The organism is Nocardioides pyridinolyticus (assembly GCF_054653575.1).
Genome location: NZ_BAAIFY010000006.1, coordinates 64755 through 80615 on the forward strand (window position 1 = coordinate 64755; position 15861 = coordinate 80615).

A 15861-nucleotide genomic window follows, 5' to 3' on the forward strand; every position below is an offset into this window, starting at 1 on the left:
GCCCGGTCAGCCCGGACGCACGACAGCACACCCCTCGGGGTGAACCTGCCGGATCTCGAGCCGGACAGGATGACGTAGTTTGACGGTGCGCTGATGCGCGCGAGGAGGACCATGCACGCCCCGATCCGCACGGAGTTCGTCACCACCGATCCGGAGGAGGGCCGTGCCCACGTCGCGCAGATGTACGCCGGCAGCCGGCTGAAGGTGTGCGGCAGCGCCGAGGACTTCCACCTCGAGCAGTCCCGCTGCGACCTCGGCGAGGTCCGCCTCGACGTCTTCGAGAACAGCATGGCGACCGAGTACACCGTCGACCCGCTCGACCAGGTCCTCGTGGTGCGGATGCTGGACCGGACCATGGACATCGAGACCGAGGGCACGCACCGCCGGCTCGGCCCCGGCGACGTGGCGGTGCTCGTCCAGCCGGACCTCGGGTACACCGCCTTCCTCGACGGCGCGCGCATGCAGCTGATCGGGTTCGACCTGGCCTTCCTCGAGGCGCTCGACGGGGCCGAGATCCTGCGCCGGCTGCGCTACGAGAAGCTCACGCCCGAGCAGGCCCGCCCCTGGGTGCGCACGCTCGACTTCGTGACCCGGACCGTCGCCGACCCGGTCGCCGGCACGAGCCCGCTGGTCCTCGGCGCGGCGACGCGGATGCTCGGCGCGGCCACGCTCTCCGCCTTCGACCGGGCCGAGCACCCGCTCGACGCGTCGCTCGCGGTCGCCGACCGGACCGACGCCACCCCGGCGACGCTGCGCCGGGCGGTGGCGTACCTGGAGGCGAACCCGGACCTCGACCTCGGCGTGACCGAGGTCGCCGCGGCCTGTCACGTGTCGGTGCGCGCCCTCCAGCTCGCCTTCCGCCGCCACCTCGACACCACCCCGATGGCCTACCTGCGCCGGGTCCGGCTGGACCGGGTCCACAGCGAGCTGGTCGCAGCCGACCCGGCCGGCACCGTCACCGTCACCGAGGTCGCCGCCCGCTGGGGCGTGCTCGGGACGGGCCGCTTCAGCGCGCAGTACCGCGAGGAGTACGGCGAACTGCCCAGCGAGACGCTCCGCCGACGGTGAGCGGGAGGTTCGTTCCGGGAGGGACGATCGTGCGTTCACGGAGTGGTCCGGACGGGCCGACCGGCGTTGACTCGACGACATCATGACGTCCTACTCGCAACCGGTTGCCCCCGACGGCCACGACGATCGCGACGAGCACCTCCTGCGGGCCCGCGCCGAGATCGAGGAGCTGAAGGAGGCGCTCGGGACCAACCGGGCGATCGGCACCGCCGTCGGCATCATCATGGAGCGCTACGACCTCGACGCCGAGGCGGCACTCGGCTTCCTCAAGCGGGTGAGCTCGCAGCACAACCGCAAGATGCGCGAGCTCGCCGCCGAGCTCGTCGAGACCCGGCGCCTGCCGACGACCGACAGCTGAGCGCTACTCGACGTACGGTGCGGTCGACCCGCCCAGCTCCATGGCCGGCAGGCCGAGCTTGCGGTGGTCCCACGACCGCACCCGCACCGGGTCGAGGCGCAGCGCCGACCGGTTGTGGGCCATGAACTCCACGAACGGCCTCATCTCCTCCGAGTACGGGCCGTTGTAGCGCTCGAAGATGTTCACGCAGACGTCCCACACGACGGCCTCGTCCTCGATCACCTCCGCCGTGCCCTCGATGGCGACGCCGCGGAGCTGGTCGTAGGTGTGGCCGGCCTCGACGAGGAACGAGCAGCGCGGGTCGCGGCGCAGGTTGACCGTCTTCTGCGCCTTCTTCTTGGTCTCGAACCAGATGTGGTCGTCCATCACGGCGTACCACATGCCGACGAGGTGGATCTGCCCGTCGGGCCCGAACGTCCCCAGGGTCGACGACCGCTGCATGTTGAGGAACTCGACCTGCTCGTCGTGCGTCATCACGACCTGGCTGCGCTGGTTGGCCACGTCGTGAAACCTAGCCGCCGAAGGCGTGCGTCGCGGTCACGCCGCCGTCGACCGAGATCTCCGCGCCGTTGATGTACTCGGACTCCTCGCTGGCGAGGAACACGTAGAGCGGCGCGATGTCCTCGGGGTGCCCGACCCGGCGCAGCGGCACCTTCGAGGCGCCGTACTCCATCGCGGCATCGCCGCCGTGCACGCGCGTCGTCGGGGTGTCGATCATGCCGGGGTGCACCGAGTTCACCCGGATGCCCTTCGGGCCGAGCTCCATCGCCGCGCACTTGGTCATGCCGCGGATCGCCCACCTCGTCGCGGCGTACGCCGTGCAGCCCGCCATGCCCGCGAGGCCCTCGACGGACGAGGCGTTGATGATCGAACCGCCGCCGTTCCGGCGCATCGTGCGCACCACCGCCTGCATGCCGAGGAAGCAGCGAGCTGGTTGACCCGGAACAGCAGCTCCACCTCCTCCTGGGGCATCCGCTCGATGTCGCCGAAGCGCAGGATGCCGGCGTTGTTCGCCAGCACGTCGACCGCGGCGAAGCGCCGGCCGGTGTCCTCCACGAGCGCCTCCCAGGACGCGGCGTCGGAGACGTCGTGCGGCGCGAAGTGAGCGGACTCGCCGAGTTCCTCGGCGAGCGCCTGGCCCTGCTCCTCGGCCACGTCCGCGATCACCACGCGGGCCCCCTCGGCCACGAACGAGCGGACGATGCCCGCGCCCTGGCCGATCGCGCCGCCGGTGACGATGGCGACCTTCCCCTGGAGCCTCATCACACCGTCAGCTGCAGGATCGCGTCGGCGACGAAGCCGACCGCGGGGTCGCGGTCGTCGAAGTAGCCACCGAGCTGCTTGTCGAGGTCGTCGGCGGTCCAGAGCGTCCCGGACGTGTCGAACCGCTGCTCCACGACCGGGGCGGCGACCAGGGCGTCGGCGGTCCCCCGCTCCCCCACGTCGCCGGGGACGACGGTCGCGTCGCCCCCGCGTGAGCGGATCTCCTCCGCGGTCGCGTCGGCGCCGCCCGGCAGGTCGTTGAGGACGACCCGGGCTCCGGCGTCGGCCAGGGCGAGCGCCTCGGCCCGTCCGAGCCCGGCCCCGGCCCCGGTGACGACCGCGACCCTGCTGTCCAGCGAGGTGGTGCTCACCGACTCAGTCCTCCAGCGAGATCGCCGCGCGCGGGCAGGCCGCCACGGCGCGCTTCACGGACTCGATGTTCTCGGGGGTGGTCTCCTCGGTCTTGAGCTGGAGGTAGTCGTCGTCGTCCAGCTCGAAGACCTCCGGCGCCATCGCCTCGCAGAGCGCGTTGGACTCGCAGAGGTCGAAGTCGACCTTGATCTTCATGTGCCTACCTCAGCTTCCTTCGGAGGAGTGTCCGGGGAACACGTGGGCGGTGGGGTCGATGACGACCGCCGCGTTGTTGACGGCGGTCGCGGCCTCGCCGAAGCCGACCGCGATCAGCCGCACCTTGCCGGGGTACTCGGTGATGTCGCCGGCCGCGAACACCCGGGCCAGGTTCGTGCGCATGGCGGGGTTCACGACGAGGTGCCGCTTCCGCACCTCGATCCCCCACTGCTGGAGCGGGCCGAGGTCCGCGACGAATCCCAGCGCGGCGACCACCGCCTGCGCGGGCCGCTCGGTGGCCTCGCCGTCGACGGTGATCTCCACCGACTCCAGCCGGCCGTTGCCGCGCAGCGCGGACACCTCGGCCCGCGTGACGATCTGGACCGATGACGAGCGGACCGCGTCGACCGTGCGCTGGTGGGCGCGGAAGGCGTCCCGACGATGGACGAGCGTGACCGACTGCGCGACCGGCTCGAGGTGCAGCGCCCAGTCGAACGCACTGTCACCGCCGCCGACGATCACGACGTCCTTGCCGGCGTACGGCGCGAAGCTGGGCACGAAGAACTCCAGGCCGCGCCCCAGCCAGCCGTCGCCGGCGGGCAGCGGCCGCGGGCTGAACTTGCCGATGCCCGCGGTGACCAGCACCGCCTTGGCGCGGATCTCGGTGCCGTCGTCCAGGCCGACCGTCACGCCGTCCTCGTCCTCGACGAGCGTGGTCGCGGTGCGGTCGAGGAAGTACGCCGGGTCGGCGGTCGTCGCCTGCGCGACCAGGCCCTCGACCAGGTCGCGGCCCTTGACCGAGGGGAAGCCCGCGACGTCGAGGATCTGCTTCTCGGGGTACATCGCGGTGATCTGCCCACCGAGCTCCGGCAGGGAGTCGACGACGGCGACGCTCAGGCCGCGGAAGCCGGCGTAGTACGCGGCGAACAGGCCCGTCGGTCCTGCACCGATGATCAGCAGGTCGGTCTCGTGCACCGGCGGTCCCTCCGCTCGAACTGAAACGTGTTCTACTTTACTGGGTCTCGATGTCCGACACTAGCCACCCGCGGTCGGTGTGGACCACGGTCACGAGCGCGCGGTACTGCGCGAAGTCGGTCGCCGGCCGGCCGTTCTCGCGCTTCTCGACGTACTGGTCGAGGAACAGCAGCGCCTGCACCTGCTCGGGCGAGGCCCGCACCACGCTCTGCTCCACGGCCTTCACCTGGAGCGTGGTGCGCTGGTCGAGGAACCGGTCCCGGATGCCGTCGGACGTCTCGCGGTACTCCGCCGCGAACGTGTCGGTCATCTTCGCCGTCGCCCGCTCGACCTGCTCGTCGTAGTCCTCGAAGCTGGTCGAGAGGATCTCCTCCGTCGACTGCGCCGCCGTGCGCACCGCCTCCGCGCGGGTGGCGTAGCCCACGACGACCGGACGCGAGGAGGACACGGTGGGGTCGTCGTCGCGGGCCAGGTAGAGGACCTCGGCGACGCCGATGCCGACCAGCAGCACGATCGCCACGATCAGCCCGATCGTCCGGCTCCGACCGTTCGACCCGTCGCGTGACCCGAGCTTGAAGCTGCGCGGCGTGGTCATCCCACGAACTCCAGGTTGTGGGTGAGCCAGGCGTCGTCGACCTTCTCCAGGTCGAGCTTGAGCCGGAAGGAGCGGGCGACCTTCTCGTTGCCGGTCGACCGGTTCTGCACGGTGCCGGTCGTCGCGACCAGGACGGTCGCACTGTCGGCGTCGAGGTCGGCGACGCCGGCCCAGAGCACCTCGCCGTCCATCACCGACCTCTCCCGCTCGAGCAGCTCGACCACGCCGGCGGCCGAGGAGCCGTACTGCTCGGCGAAGTCGCCGGTCGCGCCCTCGGCGACGGCGTCGATGCTGGCCTGGGCATCGCGGTAGTCGATGTTGATGAACGCCTCCACCTCGGTGCGCGCTGCGGCCAGCACGGCGCCGTACCGCTCCTGCACCTCCTGCGCCCGCTGGTCGGCGCGGTGCTGCTGGACGACCAGCACGCCACCGAAGACGCAGGCGCAGGCCAGGACCAGGGCGACCACGAAGAGGCCGATGTCGAGCCGTGTCCGCGAGCCGGGGCCGGGGGTCACCGGCTCGTCACCGGACCCACCAGCAGCCACTTCCACGCGTCCCCTCCCAGCATCGACGGGTTGCCCTGATCGACGAATCGTACGGTGTCCCCGCGCGCGCCGACGTCGATCGGCGCGTCGGTCAGGTCGATGGTCCGGCGCCACTCGCGGCGGCCGAGACGTGGGCTGGACCGCGGCCCTCCTACGATGTGCGCGTGGAGATGGAGGTCTGGTCGTCGTTCTCGCACGACCCGCGCGACCCGCGCTGCGCATCCCTGCGCGCCTCCGACCACGACCGGACCGTCGTCCAGGCCGTGCTCGACGAGGCGTACGCCGACGGTCGGCTCGACCGCTCCGAGTACGACGAGCGCACCCAGGGCGTCGGCGGCGTCCGCCACCTGGGGGACGTGCCCGGCCTGCTCGGCGACCTGGTCGCGCCGCGACCGCCGACCTCCCGCCGCTCGCTCGCGCAGGCGTCGGGCAGCGACCTGGAGCGGATCGCCCAGCGCACCTGGCAGACCAAGCGGCGCGACGCGGCCTTCTGGTTCCTGGGCTGGAGCACGGTGGCGACCGCGATCTGGTTCGCGACCTGCTTCCGCAACGGCACGTTCGAGCCGTACCTCTTCTGGCCGGCGTTCGTGATCGCGCTCAGCCTGCTCCACCTCCTCCGCACGGCCGCCTCGCGACGCGAGATCATCGAGAGCGAGGTCCGGCGGCTGGAGAAGAGGCGCGAGAGGGACCAGCGGAAGCCGGGCTGGCTGCGGTGAGGGGCCACTGGGACACGATCCGGCGCCACCCCTCGGCGGTGCTGCTGATCGCTCAGCTCGTCGCGGTCCTCGCCTACCCGTTCCTGGGCGGCTCCGTCGGCGGCCGGGCCGTGGTCGGCGTCGTGCAGCTCGGCGTCGTGCTCGCCGCGGTCGCCGCCGTACGCCTGACGCCGGCGCTCACCTGGTTCGCCGTGCTGCTCGGCGGTCCGGCCATGGTGCTGACCGTGCTCGAGGCCGTCCGGCCCGACGCCGATGCGATCGTGCTCGCCTCCGCGGTCTTCCACGTGCCGTTCTACTTCTACATCTCCTACGCGATGCTCAAGTACCTCTTCCACGACGACCGCGTCACCCGCGACGAGCTCTTCGCGACCGGCGCGGCCTTCACCGTCGTGGCCTGGGGCTTCGCCTACGTGTACGCCGCCTGCCAGGTCATCTGGCCGGGCTCGTTCATCGGCCACGTCGACCTCGAGCCGGGCGCGGGCACCGGCGACCGCGGCTGGTTCGAGCTGCTCTACCTCTCGTTCAGCACCCTCACCAGCGTCGGCCTGTCCGACGTGGTGCCGGTCGGGGGCCACGCCCGCTCGCTGGTGATGGTGGAGATGGTCGCGGGCGTGTTCTACGTCGCCCTGGTCGTCGCCCGCCTGGTCAGCCTGGCCGTGGTGCGGCAGCGCCCCACCTCTTGACGGACGCCACCGCGGCGGCCTCGGCCGGGCGGAGAGAAGAGCCACGCCAGCGCGCGGTGGACAGCCTCGCGCTCGCTCCCGGGCGCGGTAAGACTCGTCGACGGCATCGAGCAGGTCGTCGTCCGGAATCGCCCCGCCGAACGCCAGTGTGTTCCACCCCGCGCGCCCGATGTAGGGCATCACGGTCGCGTCGTTCGGGAAGCGGTCCAGCCACTCGTCGGCCGCCCCGCGGCTCGGCCCGCCCTTGACGCCGACGCTGTCAGCGGCGAGGAAGGCGAAGATCTTGCCGCGCTCCCCCGGCCCGACCTTGATCACCGGGTACTCGTGGTCCCACGGGAAGTCCGGCCAGGCCCCGGGCTTGGCCAGGCAGTGCTCACGCATCCGTTCGACGTCCACGGACCCCAGTCTTCGTCGCCGTCACCCCCGTTGTCATCCAGCAGGTGACCGAGCCAGCGCTCGACGTGCGACCCCGGCGGACCGGCGACCGGCTTCCCAGACCGGGGTCAGTCCTCGTCGTCGCCCTCGTCCTCGTCCTCGTCGTCGTCGAGCAGGCCCTCTCTGCGGGCCTCGGCGACGAGCCGGCGGACGTTCTCGATCTGCCCGCAGTCGGCGTCGATCTGGCGGTTGCGCTCCTCGACGAACTGCTGGCCGAGGTCGGCGCGCACCTGCGGCCCGACGTCCTCGCGGGCGGGGTTGAGGATCGTGAGCTCCTCCTCGGTGATGTGGTGGTTGACCAGCTCGGCGAGCTTCTCCACCGCGTCCTCGAACGCCTGGGTGTCGGTGCCCTTCAGCTCCAGGACCTTCAGCAGCGCCTCGTTGCCCTCGGCGTGCTCCTCGACGCCGTGGTCGGCCTCCTCCTCGCCCACCGCGCGCTTTCGCTTCAGCTTCGGGTAGACGTACTTCTCCTCGGCCTCCGCGTGCGCGACGTGCAGCGTCGCGAAGGCGTGCCGGACCGCGTCCCGGTCCTGGCTGCTGTCGCGCAGGTCGCGCAGCAGCGCCTCGAAGCGGCGGTGGTCGTCCAGGATCAGGTCTACGACGTCGCCCTGCACGGGGCGACCCAGGTCGATGTTGGTGCTCATGGCCGGTGGTTACCCCGGCGGGCCCGCCACCACACCCTCGAGCTCGTCACGGTCCACGACCGCGCGGGTCCGCACCCGGTAGCGGTAGACCTGGAGGAGCCCGAGCGCCCAGAGGACGTACTGGGTCGACATCGCCCACCGGAAGTCCGACGGCGTGTACGCCGTGCTGCTCCCCGGCGCCCGCCAGTCGAGGACGAGGCCGATCACGACGACCAGGACCAGGCTGGCGGTGAAGCCGCCCTGGTTGATGATGCCGCTCGCGCTGGCGAAGCGCTCCTGCGGGTTGGAGGTGCGGCCGACGTCGAAGCCGATCATCGACGCCGGGCCGCCGATGCCCACGACGATCACGAGGGCGACCAGCAGCCAGAGCGGCGCGTGGCCCGGCCACAGCAGGACCGCGGTCCACACCGCCACGATCGAGGAGACGATCGTCAGCACGATCGTCGAGCGGTGCCACGGGTGCCTCCCGACCAGCCAGCCCAGCGTCGGACCGCCGGCCATGAACGCGAGGATCATGATCGTGAGCAGGAGGCCCGCCGTCGCCGGCGACTGGAGCTCGCCCCGGACGAAGAACGGGTAGCCCCACAGCAGCGCCAGCGTGGTCGAGCTGAACTGCGTGGAGAAGTGCATCCAGAACCCCAGCCGGGTGCCCGGGTGCGCCCACGACGCCGCCAGGCTGCTCCGGGCGGCGGCCAGGGACATCGCGGGGCCGCGGAGGTGCTTCCGCTCCGGGGTGTCGTGCAGCACGAGGAGCACGGCGACCGCCAGCACCAGCCCCAGGGACGCGGCCAGCAGGTACGCCTCGGTCCAGCCGAGGTGGCTCAGTGCCCAGGTCATCGGGATCGCGGCCAGGATCGCGCCGAGCTGGCCGAGCGTGCCCGTCAGCTGGGTCATCAGCGGGATCCGGCGGGCCGTGAACCAGCTCGCCGCCAGCCGGAGGACGCAGATGAAGGTCATCGCGTCGCCCATGCCGACGAGCACGCGCGCGCCCAGCGCGGTCACGTAGCCCTCGGACAGCGCGAACGCCGCCTGGCCGACGGTGAGCAGCGCGGTGCCGGTCAGCAGCACGCTCCGGGGGCCGAACCGGTCGACCAGCAGCCCGACGGGGACCTGCATGCCGGCGTACACCGCCAGCTGCACCATCGTGAACGTCGCGAGCTGGGCCGCGGAGATGTCGAACCGCTCGGAGGCGGCGAGGCCGGCGACCGCCAGCGACGAGCGGTGGAAGACCGCCAGGAGGTAGAGGAGGAGCCCGACCGTCCAGACCGTGTAGGCGTTGCGGAGGGTCGACGTCACTCCCCCGACTCTAGGCCGGTCGGTCCCGGCAGAGCGCGTTGCCCCCCGCCACCGACCGTGCCGTCACTTCGTCGCCTCCATCATCTGCCGCAGCTCCTTCTTCAGGTCGCCGATCTCGTCGCGCAGCCGGGCCGCGACCTCGAAGTGCAGCTCGGCGGCCGCGCCCTTCATCTGGTCGGTGAGCTCCTGGATCAGCTGGGCGAGCTCGGCGCTCGGCAGCCCGGCCAGGTCCAAGTTGTGCTGACCTGCCTCGCCGCCGGCCATCCGTGACAGCGCGGGCACCGGCGCCTTCCGGTGCTTGGGGTCCATGTGCTGCCAGGTCTCGAGCAGCTCCTGGGTGCTCTCCTCCTCGCGGGCCAGCATGTCGGTGATGTCGGCGATCTTCTTGCGCAGCGGCTGCGGGTCGATGCCGTGTGCCTCGTTGTAGGCCACCTGCATGGCCCGGCGGCGGTTGGTCTCGTCGATCGCCGACTCCATCGACGGCGTGATCTTGTCGGCGTACATGTGGACCTGGCCCGACACGTTGCGGGCCGCGCGGCCGATCGTCTGGATCAGCGACTTGTCCGAGCGGAGGAAGCCCTCCTTGTCGGCGTCGAGGATCGCCACCAGCGACACTTCGGGCAGGTCGAGGCCCTCGCGCAGCAGGTTGATGCCGACCAGCACGTCGTACTGCCCCAGCCGCAGGTCGCGCAGCAGCTCGATCCGCTTGAGGGTGTCGACCTCGGAGTGGAGGTAGCGGGTGCGGATGCCGGCGTCGAGGAGGTAGTCGGTGAGGTCCTCGGACATCTTCTTGGTGAGCGTGGTGACCAGGACCCGCTCGTTGCGCTCGACGCGGGTGTTGATCTCGTGGATGAGATCGTCGATCTGGCCCTTGGTGGGCTTCACGATCACCTCGGGGTCGACCAGGCCGGTCGGGCGGATGATCTGCTCGACGGTGTCGCCGCCGACCTTGTCGAGCTCGTAGTTGCCCGGCGTCGCGGAGAGGTAGATGGTCTGGCCGATCCGGTCGAGGAACTCCTCCCACCGCAGCGGCCGGTTGTCCATCGCGCTCGGCAGCCGGAAGCCGTGGTCGACCAGGTTGCGCTTGCGGGACATGTCGCCCTCGTACATGCCGCCGATCTGCGGGACGGCGACGTGCGACTCGTCGACGACCAGCACGAAGTCCTCGGGGAAGTAGTCGAGCAGGCAGTTCGGCGCCGAGCCGCGGGTGCGGCCGTCGATGTGCATCGAGTAGTTCTCGATGCCCGAGCAGGACCCGACCTGGCGCATCATCTCGATGTCGTAGGTGGTGCGCATCCGCAGCCGCTGGGCCTCCAGCAGCTTGCCCTCACGCTCGAACTTCGCGAGCTGGTCCTCGAGCTCGAGCTCGATGCCCTTGATCGCCCGCTCCATGCGCTCCGGGCCGGCGACGTAGTGGGTGGCGGGGAAGACGTAGAGCTCGGCGTCCTCGGTGATCACCTCGCCGGTGATCGGGTGGAGGGTCATCAGCCGCTCGATCTCGTCGCCGAAGAACTCCACCCGCACCGCGAGCTCCTCGTAGACCGGGAAGATCTCGAGGGTGTCGCCGCGCACCCGGAACGTGCCGCGGGTGAACGTCATGTCGTTGCGGGTGTACTGGATCTCGACCAGCCGCCGCAGGATCGAGTCGCGGTCGTGCTCCTCGCCCACCTTGAGGCGGATCATCCGGTCGACGTACTCCTGCGGCGTGCCGAGGCCGTAGATGCAGGACACGGTGCTGACCACGATCACGTCGCGCCGGGTGAGCAGGCTGTTGGTCGCCGAGTGGCGCAGCCGCTCCACCTCCTCGTTGATCGAGGAGTCCTTCTCGATGTAGGTGTCCGTCTGCGGGACGTAGGCCTCGGGCTGGTAGTAGTCGTAGTAGGAGACGAAGTACTCGATTGCGTTGTTCGGGAAGAGCTGGCGCAGCTCGTTGGCGAACTGGGCCGCGAGCGTCTTGTTCGGCTGCATCACCAGCATCGGCCGCTGGAGCTGCTCGGCCACCCACGCGACGGTGGCCGTCTTGCCGGTGCCGGTCGCACCGAGGAGCACGACGTCCTCGGTGCCACCCTTGATCCGCTTGGAGATCTCCGCGATCGCCGCGGGCTGGTCGCCCGACGGCTGGTAGTCGGACTCCACCTTGAAGGGCGCCACGCGGCGCTCGAGGTCGGTCACTGGTCGCATGTCTTCGAGCGTAGACGGCGGCACCGACACTCCTTGGTCCCCCGATAGATTGACCCTCGTGAGCAGCCCCCGGACCGTCGCCGAGCGGCTGCTGCGCCTGCTGCGGCGCACGCTGTTCACCGTCGTCGGGATCCAGTTGGCGCTCGCGGTCGGGATGTCGCTCGTCGACTCCTACCGCCGCCGGGGCAAGAAGCCGAAGCCGTTCCCCGTCTCGGCTCCGCGCGAGGTGCCGGTGGGCGACGGGGCCCTGACGACCTACACCTACGGCCAGGACCTGTACGACGCCATGCTCGACGCCATCGGCCGGGCCGAGCGCCAGGTCCTCTTCGAGACCTACATCTGGAAGGGCGACGAGGTCGGCGAGCGATTCAAGGCCGCGCTCACGGCCGCGGCCGACCGCGGCGTCGAGGTCTACGCGATCTACGACGGCTTCGCGAACCTGGTGGTCTCGCCGCGCTTCAAGCGCTTCCCGCCGAACATGCGGGTGCTGCGGTACCCGATCTACGCGGCCGGCTGGCGGTTCTTCGACTTCTCCCGCTACGGCCGGGACCACCGCAAGATCCTCGTGGTCGACGACGCGGTCGGGTTCGTCGGCGGCTACAACATCGGTACGGCGTACGCCACCGAGTGGCGCGACACCCACGTCCGGATCACCGGGCCCGGCGTCTGGGACCTGAAGCGGGCCTTCGCGGACTTCTGGAACCTCAACCGCCGGCGCCGGCTCGGTGCGTCGGAGCGCCCCCTGCTGCTGGAGACCGCGTCGACCTGGGAGCCGTGCATCCGGTTCCACCGCAACGTGCCGCGGCTGTGGATGTTCCCCATCCGCTCGATGTACATCGAGGCGATCGCCCGGTCCTCCCGCAACGTCTGGATGACCCAGGCCTACTTCTGCCCCGACCAGGACTTCGTCGACGCGATGAAGGACGCCGCGCTGCGCGGGGTCGACGTCCGGCTGCTGGTCCCCCTGAAGTCGAACCACATCGTGGCCGACTGGATCTCCCGCGGCTACTTCTCCCAGCTCCTCGACGCGGGCGTGCGCATCTTCCGCTACCGCGACGCGATGGTCCACGCGAAGACCGCCACCATCGACGGCACCTGGTCGACGGTCGGCACCGCGAACGTCGACCGGCTGAGCCTCCAGGGGAACTACGAGATCAACGTCGAGGTGATCGACGACGCCTACGCCGCGCACCTGGAGGAGATCTACGCGGTCGACGAGTCCAACAGCCTCGAGCTGACCCGGGGCGAGTGGGAGGCGCGGGACCTGCACCGCAAGTTCACCGAGATGATCCTGGGGCCGCTGCGGCCGCTGCTGTAGCTGGGCGGCGGGTGGCCCGGGGCCTGCGGTTTGGTCACCAACCGCAGAGTCGGGGCGCTCCCACCTGCGGTTTCTGACCAGTCGGCGAGCTCGGCCGGCCGGCCGCGGGCCACCCGGGCGCCGGCAGGTCCGCAACGGCCACAGGCCTGCGGTTTGGTCACCAACCGCAGAGTGGAAGCGCTCCCACCTGCGGTTTGGTCACCAACCGGCGCTCTCCCGCGCACCCAGGCTCACCGCTCTAACGCCGGGTCACCGTCGCCGGCAGGTGGGTGCGCGGGGCCATCCGGGCGCCGTGGCGCGGCCGGCGGCCGACCCCGAGCGCGAGCAGCGTCGGGACCCGGCCGCGGTGGGGGCGCCACGGCTCGAGGAACTCGGCCATCTCCTCGTCGCTGAACTCGCGGCCGGCGACGGCCCAGCCGAGGTCCTTGGCGACGTGGTAGTCGCCGAAGGACACCGCGTCGGCGTCGCCGTGGGCGCGCTGGCGGACCTCCGCGGCGGTCCAGACGCCGATGCCGGGCAGGCTGGTCAGCCGCCGCTCCACCTCGTCCCCGGGCAGGCCCACGGTGCGCTCGAGGGAGTCCGCGACCCGGGCGGCTGTCACCAGCGCGCGGGAGCGCGCGGGGTCGACGTGCATCCGCAGCCACTCCCACGACGGCACCTGCCGGATGGTCACGGCGTCGGGCTGCACCCAGAGCCTCAGGTCCGCGCCGGGACCGGGCGCGCGCTCGCCGTACCGGTGCACGAGCATCCGGAAGCCCGCGAACGCCTCCTGCCCGGTGACCTTCTGCTCGATGATCCCCGGCGTGAGCGCCTCCATGACCAGGCCGGTGCGACCGATCCGCACGTGGCCGTAACGCCGCCAGGCCTCGGCGAGCAGGGGGTGCCGGTCCGCGTCGAAGCCGGACACGTCGTCCTCGGCGCCCAGCAGCGCCGGCACGCCGTCGAGCGCCCACGCCGCGCCCGGACCCCACGCCTCCGCGTGCACCACGCCCTCGTCGGAGCGTGGGCGGAGGGCGAGGGTGGCCGGCCCGACCGGGGTCCGCAGGGCGCGCCAGTGGGTCTCGCCGACGATCTTGTACGTCGGGTCGCCTCCGCCTCGCTTGTGCCTGCGCAGCACGGAGCCGACCGCGCACGGCCAGCCCGGCCGCCAGTCCCGCACCCGTCCCTCCATCACGGCCACGCTATCTCGGGCCGCCGACACTCACCGGCTCGCCGGCCGGGTGGTGAGCACCCGCAGCGCCAGGTCCGTCGTGGCGGGTACGCCGAGGTAGCCGACGACCTGCGAGATCCGGTCGGGGTCCAGCGGCAGGAGCCCCGGGCTGCCCGGCACGTCCGGGGTGAGGCCGAGGTCGAGGTCGGTGCGCCCGGACATGATCGAGAGGTTGAACTCGAACCGCTCCCGCGCGGCCGGCGTGGCGAGCCGCTTCAGCACGCTCGCCCCGATGCGCGGGCGCCCGACCTCCTCGCAGTAGGAGTCGAGCGTGGCGACCAGCGTCGCACCGCCGCAGTGGTCGATGTCGGCCCACACCGCGTCCATCGAGCCCATCTCCGAGAGCAGGAACGGCGCGATCTTCTCGCCGATCCCGGGCACGCCCGGCAGGTTGTCGCTCGGGTCGCCGCGCAGCGCGGCGTAGTGGAGGTAGTGCTCGGCCGCGATGCCGTACATCGCGTGCAGCCGCGCCGGGTTGAGCAGCGGCGAGCCGTTGATGCCGCCGGTGATCAGCCGCAGCACCTGGGTGTGCTCGCTGATGTGCGCGAACGCGTCGCGGTCGGAGGTCACCAGCACGCAGCTCCAGTCGTGCTCGACGGCCCAGGTCGCGGCGGTCGCGTTGACGTCGTCGGCCTCGAGACCCTTCGGCGTCACCGTGAGCATGCCCAGTGCGTCGAGCAGCGCGCCGGCCCGCTCGAGCTGGTCGACGAGCGCGGGGTCCTTCGCGGCCCGGCCGGCCTTGTACGCCGGATACCTGTCCTCCCGCAGCGACGTGGTCCGGTCGTCGAGGCCGAAGAGCACCGCGTCCGGCGCGAACTGGTCGATCGCGTCCAGGATCTGGCGGAGCATGCCGTGCAGCGCCCACGCCGGACGGCCGCTGCGGTCGCGCAGGCCCGACTGCGCCCGGGCGTGGTGGTTGCGGTGGAGCAGCGACGGCGCGTCGACCGCCAGCAGGAGCCGGCGGCTCATCGCAGCAGCCCGATCGAGGACGCGTGGCGGCGTACCGCCTCGCTGTCGGCGGCGAGCACGAACGGCACCGCGGCGTCCCACCCGTCGGTGACCTGCTCCACCCGCCCGTCGCCGGGGTCGAGGCGGACCTCGCGGATGTAGACGGCGCGGACCCGGCCGGGGTGGGCGCGGACGATGTCGGCGTAGATCTGCGGGTCCTTCTCACCCGAGTCGCCGATCAGCACGAACTCCAGCTGCGGGTGCAGCGCCAGGACCTCCTCGATCCGCTCGTGCTTGCGCGCGCGGCCGTACGCGGTGCCGATGAGGTCGCGCAGCAGCAGCGGGCCGGGCGGGAAGTCGCGGTGGCGCAGGAAGCGCTGGAGGAACGCGTGGAGGTTCCATGGGCTCGACGACACGTAGAAGACCGGGTTGCGGTCGCCGTCGGCGAGGTCGCGGTAGAGCTCCGGCGCGCCCTCGAACGGCGTCCGGGTCAGCTCGGAGCCGGCGAACGTCTGGAGCAGCATCTCCCCCACGCGCTGCACGCCGGTCTCGATGATCGTGTCGTCGACGTCGGAGATCACGCCGAACCGCGCCTCGGCCGTGGGCACGCGCACCGGCACCTCGGTCCGGAACGGGCCGAGCAGGCCCCGGAAGGGCACCGCGAGCTCGACGGTGCCGGTGACCCACGGGCCGGTCACTCCGGTCGGCGCGAGCTCGATCCGGAAGTAGCCCTCGCCGTCGGTCCGCACCTCGCCGACGGCGTCGCCGACCACCACGCGCAGGGGTACGTCGGGCAGCTCGTCGGTCACGAACGAGCCCAGGCTCCGGCGTAGGGCCGCGCCAGCGCCCTCGCCCTCGACCGCCTCGGACCGCGGTGGGTTGTCGAGCACCCGGCCGCGCACCACGACGCCCGCGGCGCCGCCGTGCCCGCCGTACGCATCGATCCGGAAGTGGGCCGGCGGCCCACCGGCCCGCCGGCGGCGCCGGAACGCGTCGACGAGGTGCTCCGCCCCGACGAGCGCCCGCTGCTTCCGACCCACGGGGTCAACCTACTGTCGG

17 protein-coding genes and 2 pseudogenes are annotated in these 15861 nt (G+C 71.6%); 5 read left to right on the top strand and 14 right to left on the bottom strand.

From position 1 onward, the window contains the following. Positions 1-111 precede the first annotated feature (111 nt). Both ACYQ0U_RS07375 and ACYQ0U_RS07380 read left to right on the top strand, forming a co-directional pair. A complete protein-coding gene (locus ACYQ0U_RS07375; RefSeq protein ID WP_459971116.1) occupies positions 112-1068 on the top strand; it encodes a helix-turn-helix transcriptional regulator in 957 nt (318 codons plus the stop codon). A gap of 82 nt (positions 1069-1150) precedes the next feature. After that, on the top strand, positions 1151-1426 hold the full coding sequence (locus tag ACYQ0U_RS07380; RefSeq protein ID WP_459971118.1) for an ANTAR domain-containing protein: 276 nt from the start codon (positions 1151-1153) through the stop codon (positions 1424-1426). A gap of 3 nt (positions 1427-1429) precedes the next feature. Here the strand turns inward: ACYQ0U_RS07380 and ACYQ0U_RS07385 are convergent, their stop codons facing one another. The 7 genes and pseudogenes from ACYQ0U_RS07385 to ACYQ0U_RS07415 all read right to left on the bottom strand — a co-directional run bounded on the left by ACYQ0U_RS07385 (position 1430) and on the right by ACYQ0U_RS07415 (position 5377). Next, positions 1430-1927 (bottom strand): PPOX class F420-dependent oxidoreductase, encoded by a 498-nt coding sequence (locus ACYQ0U_RS07385; RefSeq protein WP_459971120.1) that lies wholly within the window; start codon positions 1925-1927, stop codon positions 1430-1432. A gap of 10 nt (positions 1928-1937) precedes the next feature. Continuing rightward, a pseudogene (locus tag ACYQ0U_RS07390) lies at positions 1938-2689 on the bottom strand (glucose 1-dehydrogenase). After that, positions 2689-3060 (bottom strand): SDR family NAD(P)-dependent oxidoreductase, encoded by a 372-nt coding sequence (locus ACYQ0U_RS07395; protein ID WP_459971122.1) that lies wholly within the window; start codon positions 3058-3060, stop codon positions 2689-2691. Before ACYQ0U_RS07395 ends, ACYQ0U_RS07390 begins: the two are co-directional and overlap by 1 nt. Before the next feature lie 4 nt (positions 3061-3064). Next, positions 3065-3256, bottom strand: a complete 192-nt coding sequence (locus ACYQ0U_RS07400; protein WP_459971124.1) for a ferredoxin — start codon at positions 3254-3256, stop codon at positions 3065-3067. A gap of 9 nt (positions 3257-3265) precedes the next feature. Continuing rightward, positions 3266-4231, bottom strand: a complete 966-nt coding sequence (locus ACYQ0U_RS07405) for an NAD(P)/FAD-dependent oxidoreductase (protein ID WP_459971126.1) — start codon at positions 4229-4231, stop codon at positions 3266-3268. 37 nt (positions 4232-4268) lie between these two features. Continuing rightward, positions 4269-4826 (bottom strand): hypothetical protein, encoded by a 558-nt coding sequence (locus ACYQ0U_RS07410; RefSeq protein WP_459971128.1) that lies wholly within the window; start codon positions 4824-4826, stop codon positions 4269-4271. Then, complete coding sequence (locus tag ACYQ0U_RS07415) at positions 4823-5377, bottom strand: hypothetical protein (RefSeq protein WP_459971130.1); 555 nt, start codon at positions 5375-5377, stop codon at positions 4823-4825. Before ACYQ0U_RS07415 ends, ACYQ0U_RS07410 begins: the two co-directional genes overlap by 4 nt. A 164-nt stretch (positions 5378-5541) precedes the next feature. Between ACYQ0U_RS07415 and ACYQ0U_RS07420 the strand changes: the two genes are divergently transcribed. Beyond that, complete coding sequence (locus ACYQ0U_RS07420) at positions 5542-6087, top strand: DUF1707 SHOCT-like domain-containing protein (RefSeq protein WP_459971410.1); 546 nt, start codon at positions 5542-5544, stop codon at positions 6085-6087. Continuing rightward, positions 6084-6770, top strand: coding sequence for an ion channel (locus tag ACYQ0U_RS07425; protein ID WP_459971132.1), 687 nt, complete (start codon positions 6084-6086; stop codon positions 6768-6770). Before ACYQ0U_RS07420 ends, ACYQ0U_RS07425 begins: the two co-directional genes overlap by 4 nt. A 96-nt stretch (positions 6771-6866) precedes the next feature. Here the strand turns inward: ACYQ0U_RS07425 and ACYQ0U_RS07430 are convergent. The 4 genes and pseudogenes from ACYQ0U_RS07430 to uvrB form a co-directional block, all read right to left on the bottom strand. Further along, positions 6867-7151 (bottom strand): annotated as a pseudogene (locus tag ACYQ0U_RS07430) (MmcQ/YjbR family DNA-binding protein); the annotation flags it as partial. Positions 7152-7273: 122 nt separating this feature from the next. Further along, on the bottom strand, positions 7274-7849 hold the full coding sequence (locus ACYQ0U_RS07435) for a hemerythrin domain-containing protein (protein ID WP_459971134.1): 576 nt from the start codon (positions 7847-7849) through the stop codon (positions 7274-7276). Between the two features lie 9 nt (positions 7850-7858). Next, positions 7859-9145, bottom strand: coding sequence for an MFS transporter (locus tag ACYQ0U_RS07440; RefSeq protein WP_459971136.1), 1287 nt, complete (start codon positions 9143-9145; stop codon positions 7859-7861). A gap of 63 nt (positions 9146-9208) precedes the next feature. Then, entirely contained in the window at positions 9209-11326 is a 2118-nt protein-coding gene (uvrB, locus tag ACYQ0U_RS07445; protein WP_459971138.1) for an excinuclease ABC subunit UvrB, read from the bottom strand. A 58-nt stretch (positions 11327-11384) separates the two neighbouring features. On the opposite strand from uvrB, the gene ACYQ0U_RS07450 reads away from it, so the two are divergent. Further along, positions 11385-12644: a phospholipase D-like domain-containing protein gene (locus ACYQ0U_RS07450; RefSeq protein ID WP_459971140.1), complete on the top strand. Its 1260-nt coding sequence runs from the start codon at positions 11385-11387 to the stop codon at positions 12642-12644. Positions 12645-12882: 238 nt separating this feature from the next. Here the strand turns inward: ACYQ0U_RS07450 and ACYQ0U_RS07455 are convergent, their stop codons facing one another. The 3 genes from ACYQ0U_RS07455 to ACYQ0U_RS07465 are packed head-to-tail and all read right to left on the bottom strand — an operon-like array spanning position 12883 to position 15842. Then, positions 12883-13815 carry a DNA-3-methyladenine glycosylase family protein gene (locus tag ACYQ0U_RS07455; protein ID WP_459971142.1) on the bottom strand — a complete coding sequence of 311 codons (933 nt, stop codon included), beginning with the start codon at positions 13813-13815 and terminating at the stop codon, positions 12883-12885. 30 nt (positions 13816-13845) lie between these two features. After that, a complete protein-coding gene (locus ACYQ0U_RS07460) occupies positions 13846-14823 on the bottom strand; it encodes a 5'-3' exonuclease H3TH domain-containing protein (RefSeq protein WP_459971144.1) in 978 nt (325 codons plus the stop codon). Next, entirely contained in the window at positions 14820-15842 is a 1023-nt protein-coding gene (locus tag ACYQ0U_RS07465; RefSeq protein WP_459971146.1) for an App1 family protein phosphatidate phosphatase, read from the bottom strand. Before ACYQ0U_RS07465 ends, ACYQ0U_RS07460 begins: the two co-directional genes overlap by 4 nt. Between the last annotated feature and the right edge of the window lie 19 nt (positions 15843-15861).

Coding starts and splice junctions, on each gene's coding strand:
- uvrB (WP_459971138.1), bottom strand. CDS start 11,326: ATGCGACCAGTGACCGACCTCGAGCGCCGCGTGGCGCCCTTCAAGGTG.
- ACYQ0U_RS07435 (WP_459971134.1), bottom strand. CDS start 7,849: ATGAGCACCAACATCGACCTGGGTCGCCCCGTGCAGGGCGACGTCGTA.
- ACYQ0U_RS07420 (WP_459971410.1), top strand. CDS start 5,542: ATGGAGGTCTGGTCGTCGTTCTCGCACGACCCGCGCGACCCGCGCTGC.
- ACYQ0U_RS07400 (WP_459971124.1), bottom strand. CDS start 3,256: ATGAAGATCAAGGTCGACTTCGACCTCTGCGAGTCCAACGCGCTCTGC.
- ACYQ0U_RS07455 (WP_459971142.1), bottom strand. CDS start 13,815: ATGGAGGGACGGGTGCGGGACTGGCGGCCGGGCTGGCCGTGCGCGGTC.
- ACYQ0U_RS07410 (WP_459971128.1), bottom strand. CDS start 4,826: ATGACCACGCCGCGCAGCTTCAAGCTCGGGTCACGCGACGGGTCGAAC.
- ACYQ0U_RS07375 (WP_459971116.1), top strand. CDS start 112: ATGCACGCCCCGATCCGCACGGAGTTCGTCACCACCGATCCGGAGGAG.
- ACYQ0U_RS07460 (WP_459971144.1), bottom strand. CDS start 14,823: ATGAGCCGCCGGCTCCTGCTGGCGGTCGACGCGCCGTCGCTGCTCCAC.
- ACYQ0U_RS07380 (WP_459971118.1), top strand. CDS start 1,151: ATGACGTCCTACTCGCAACCGGTTGCCCCCGACGGCCACGACGATCGC.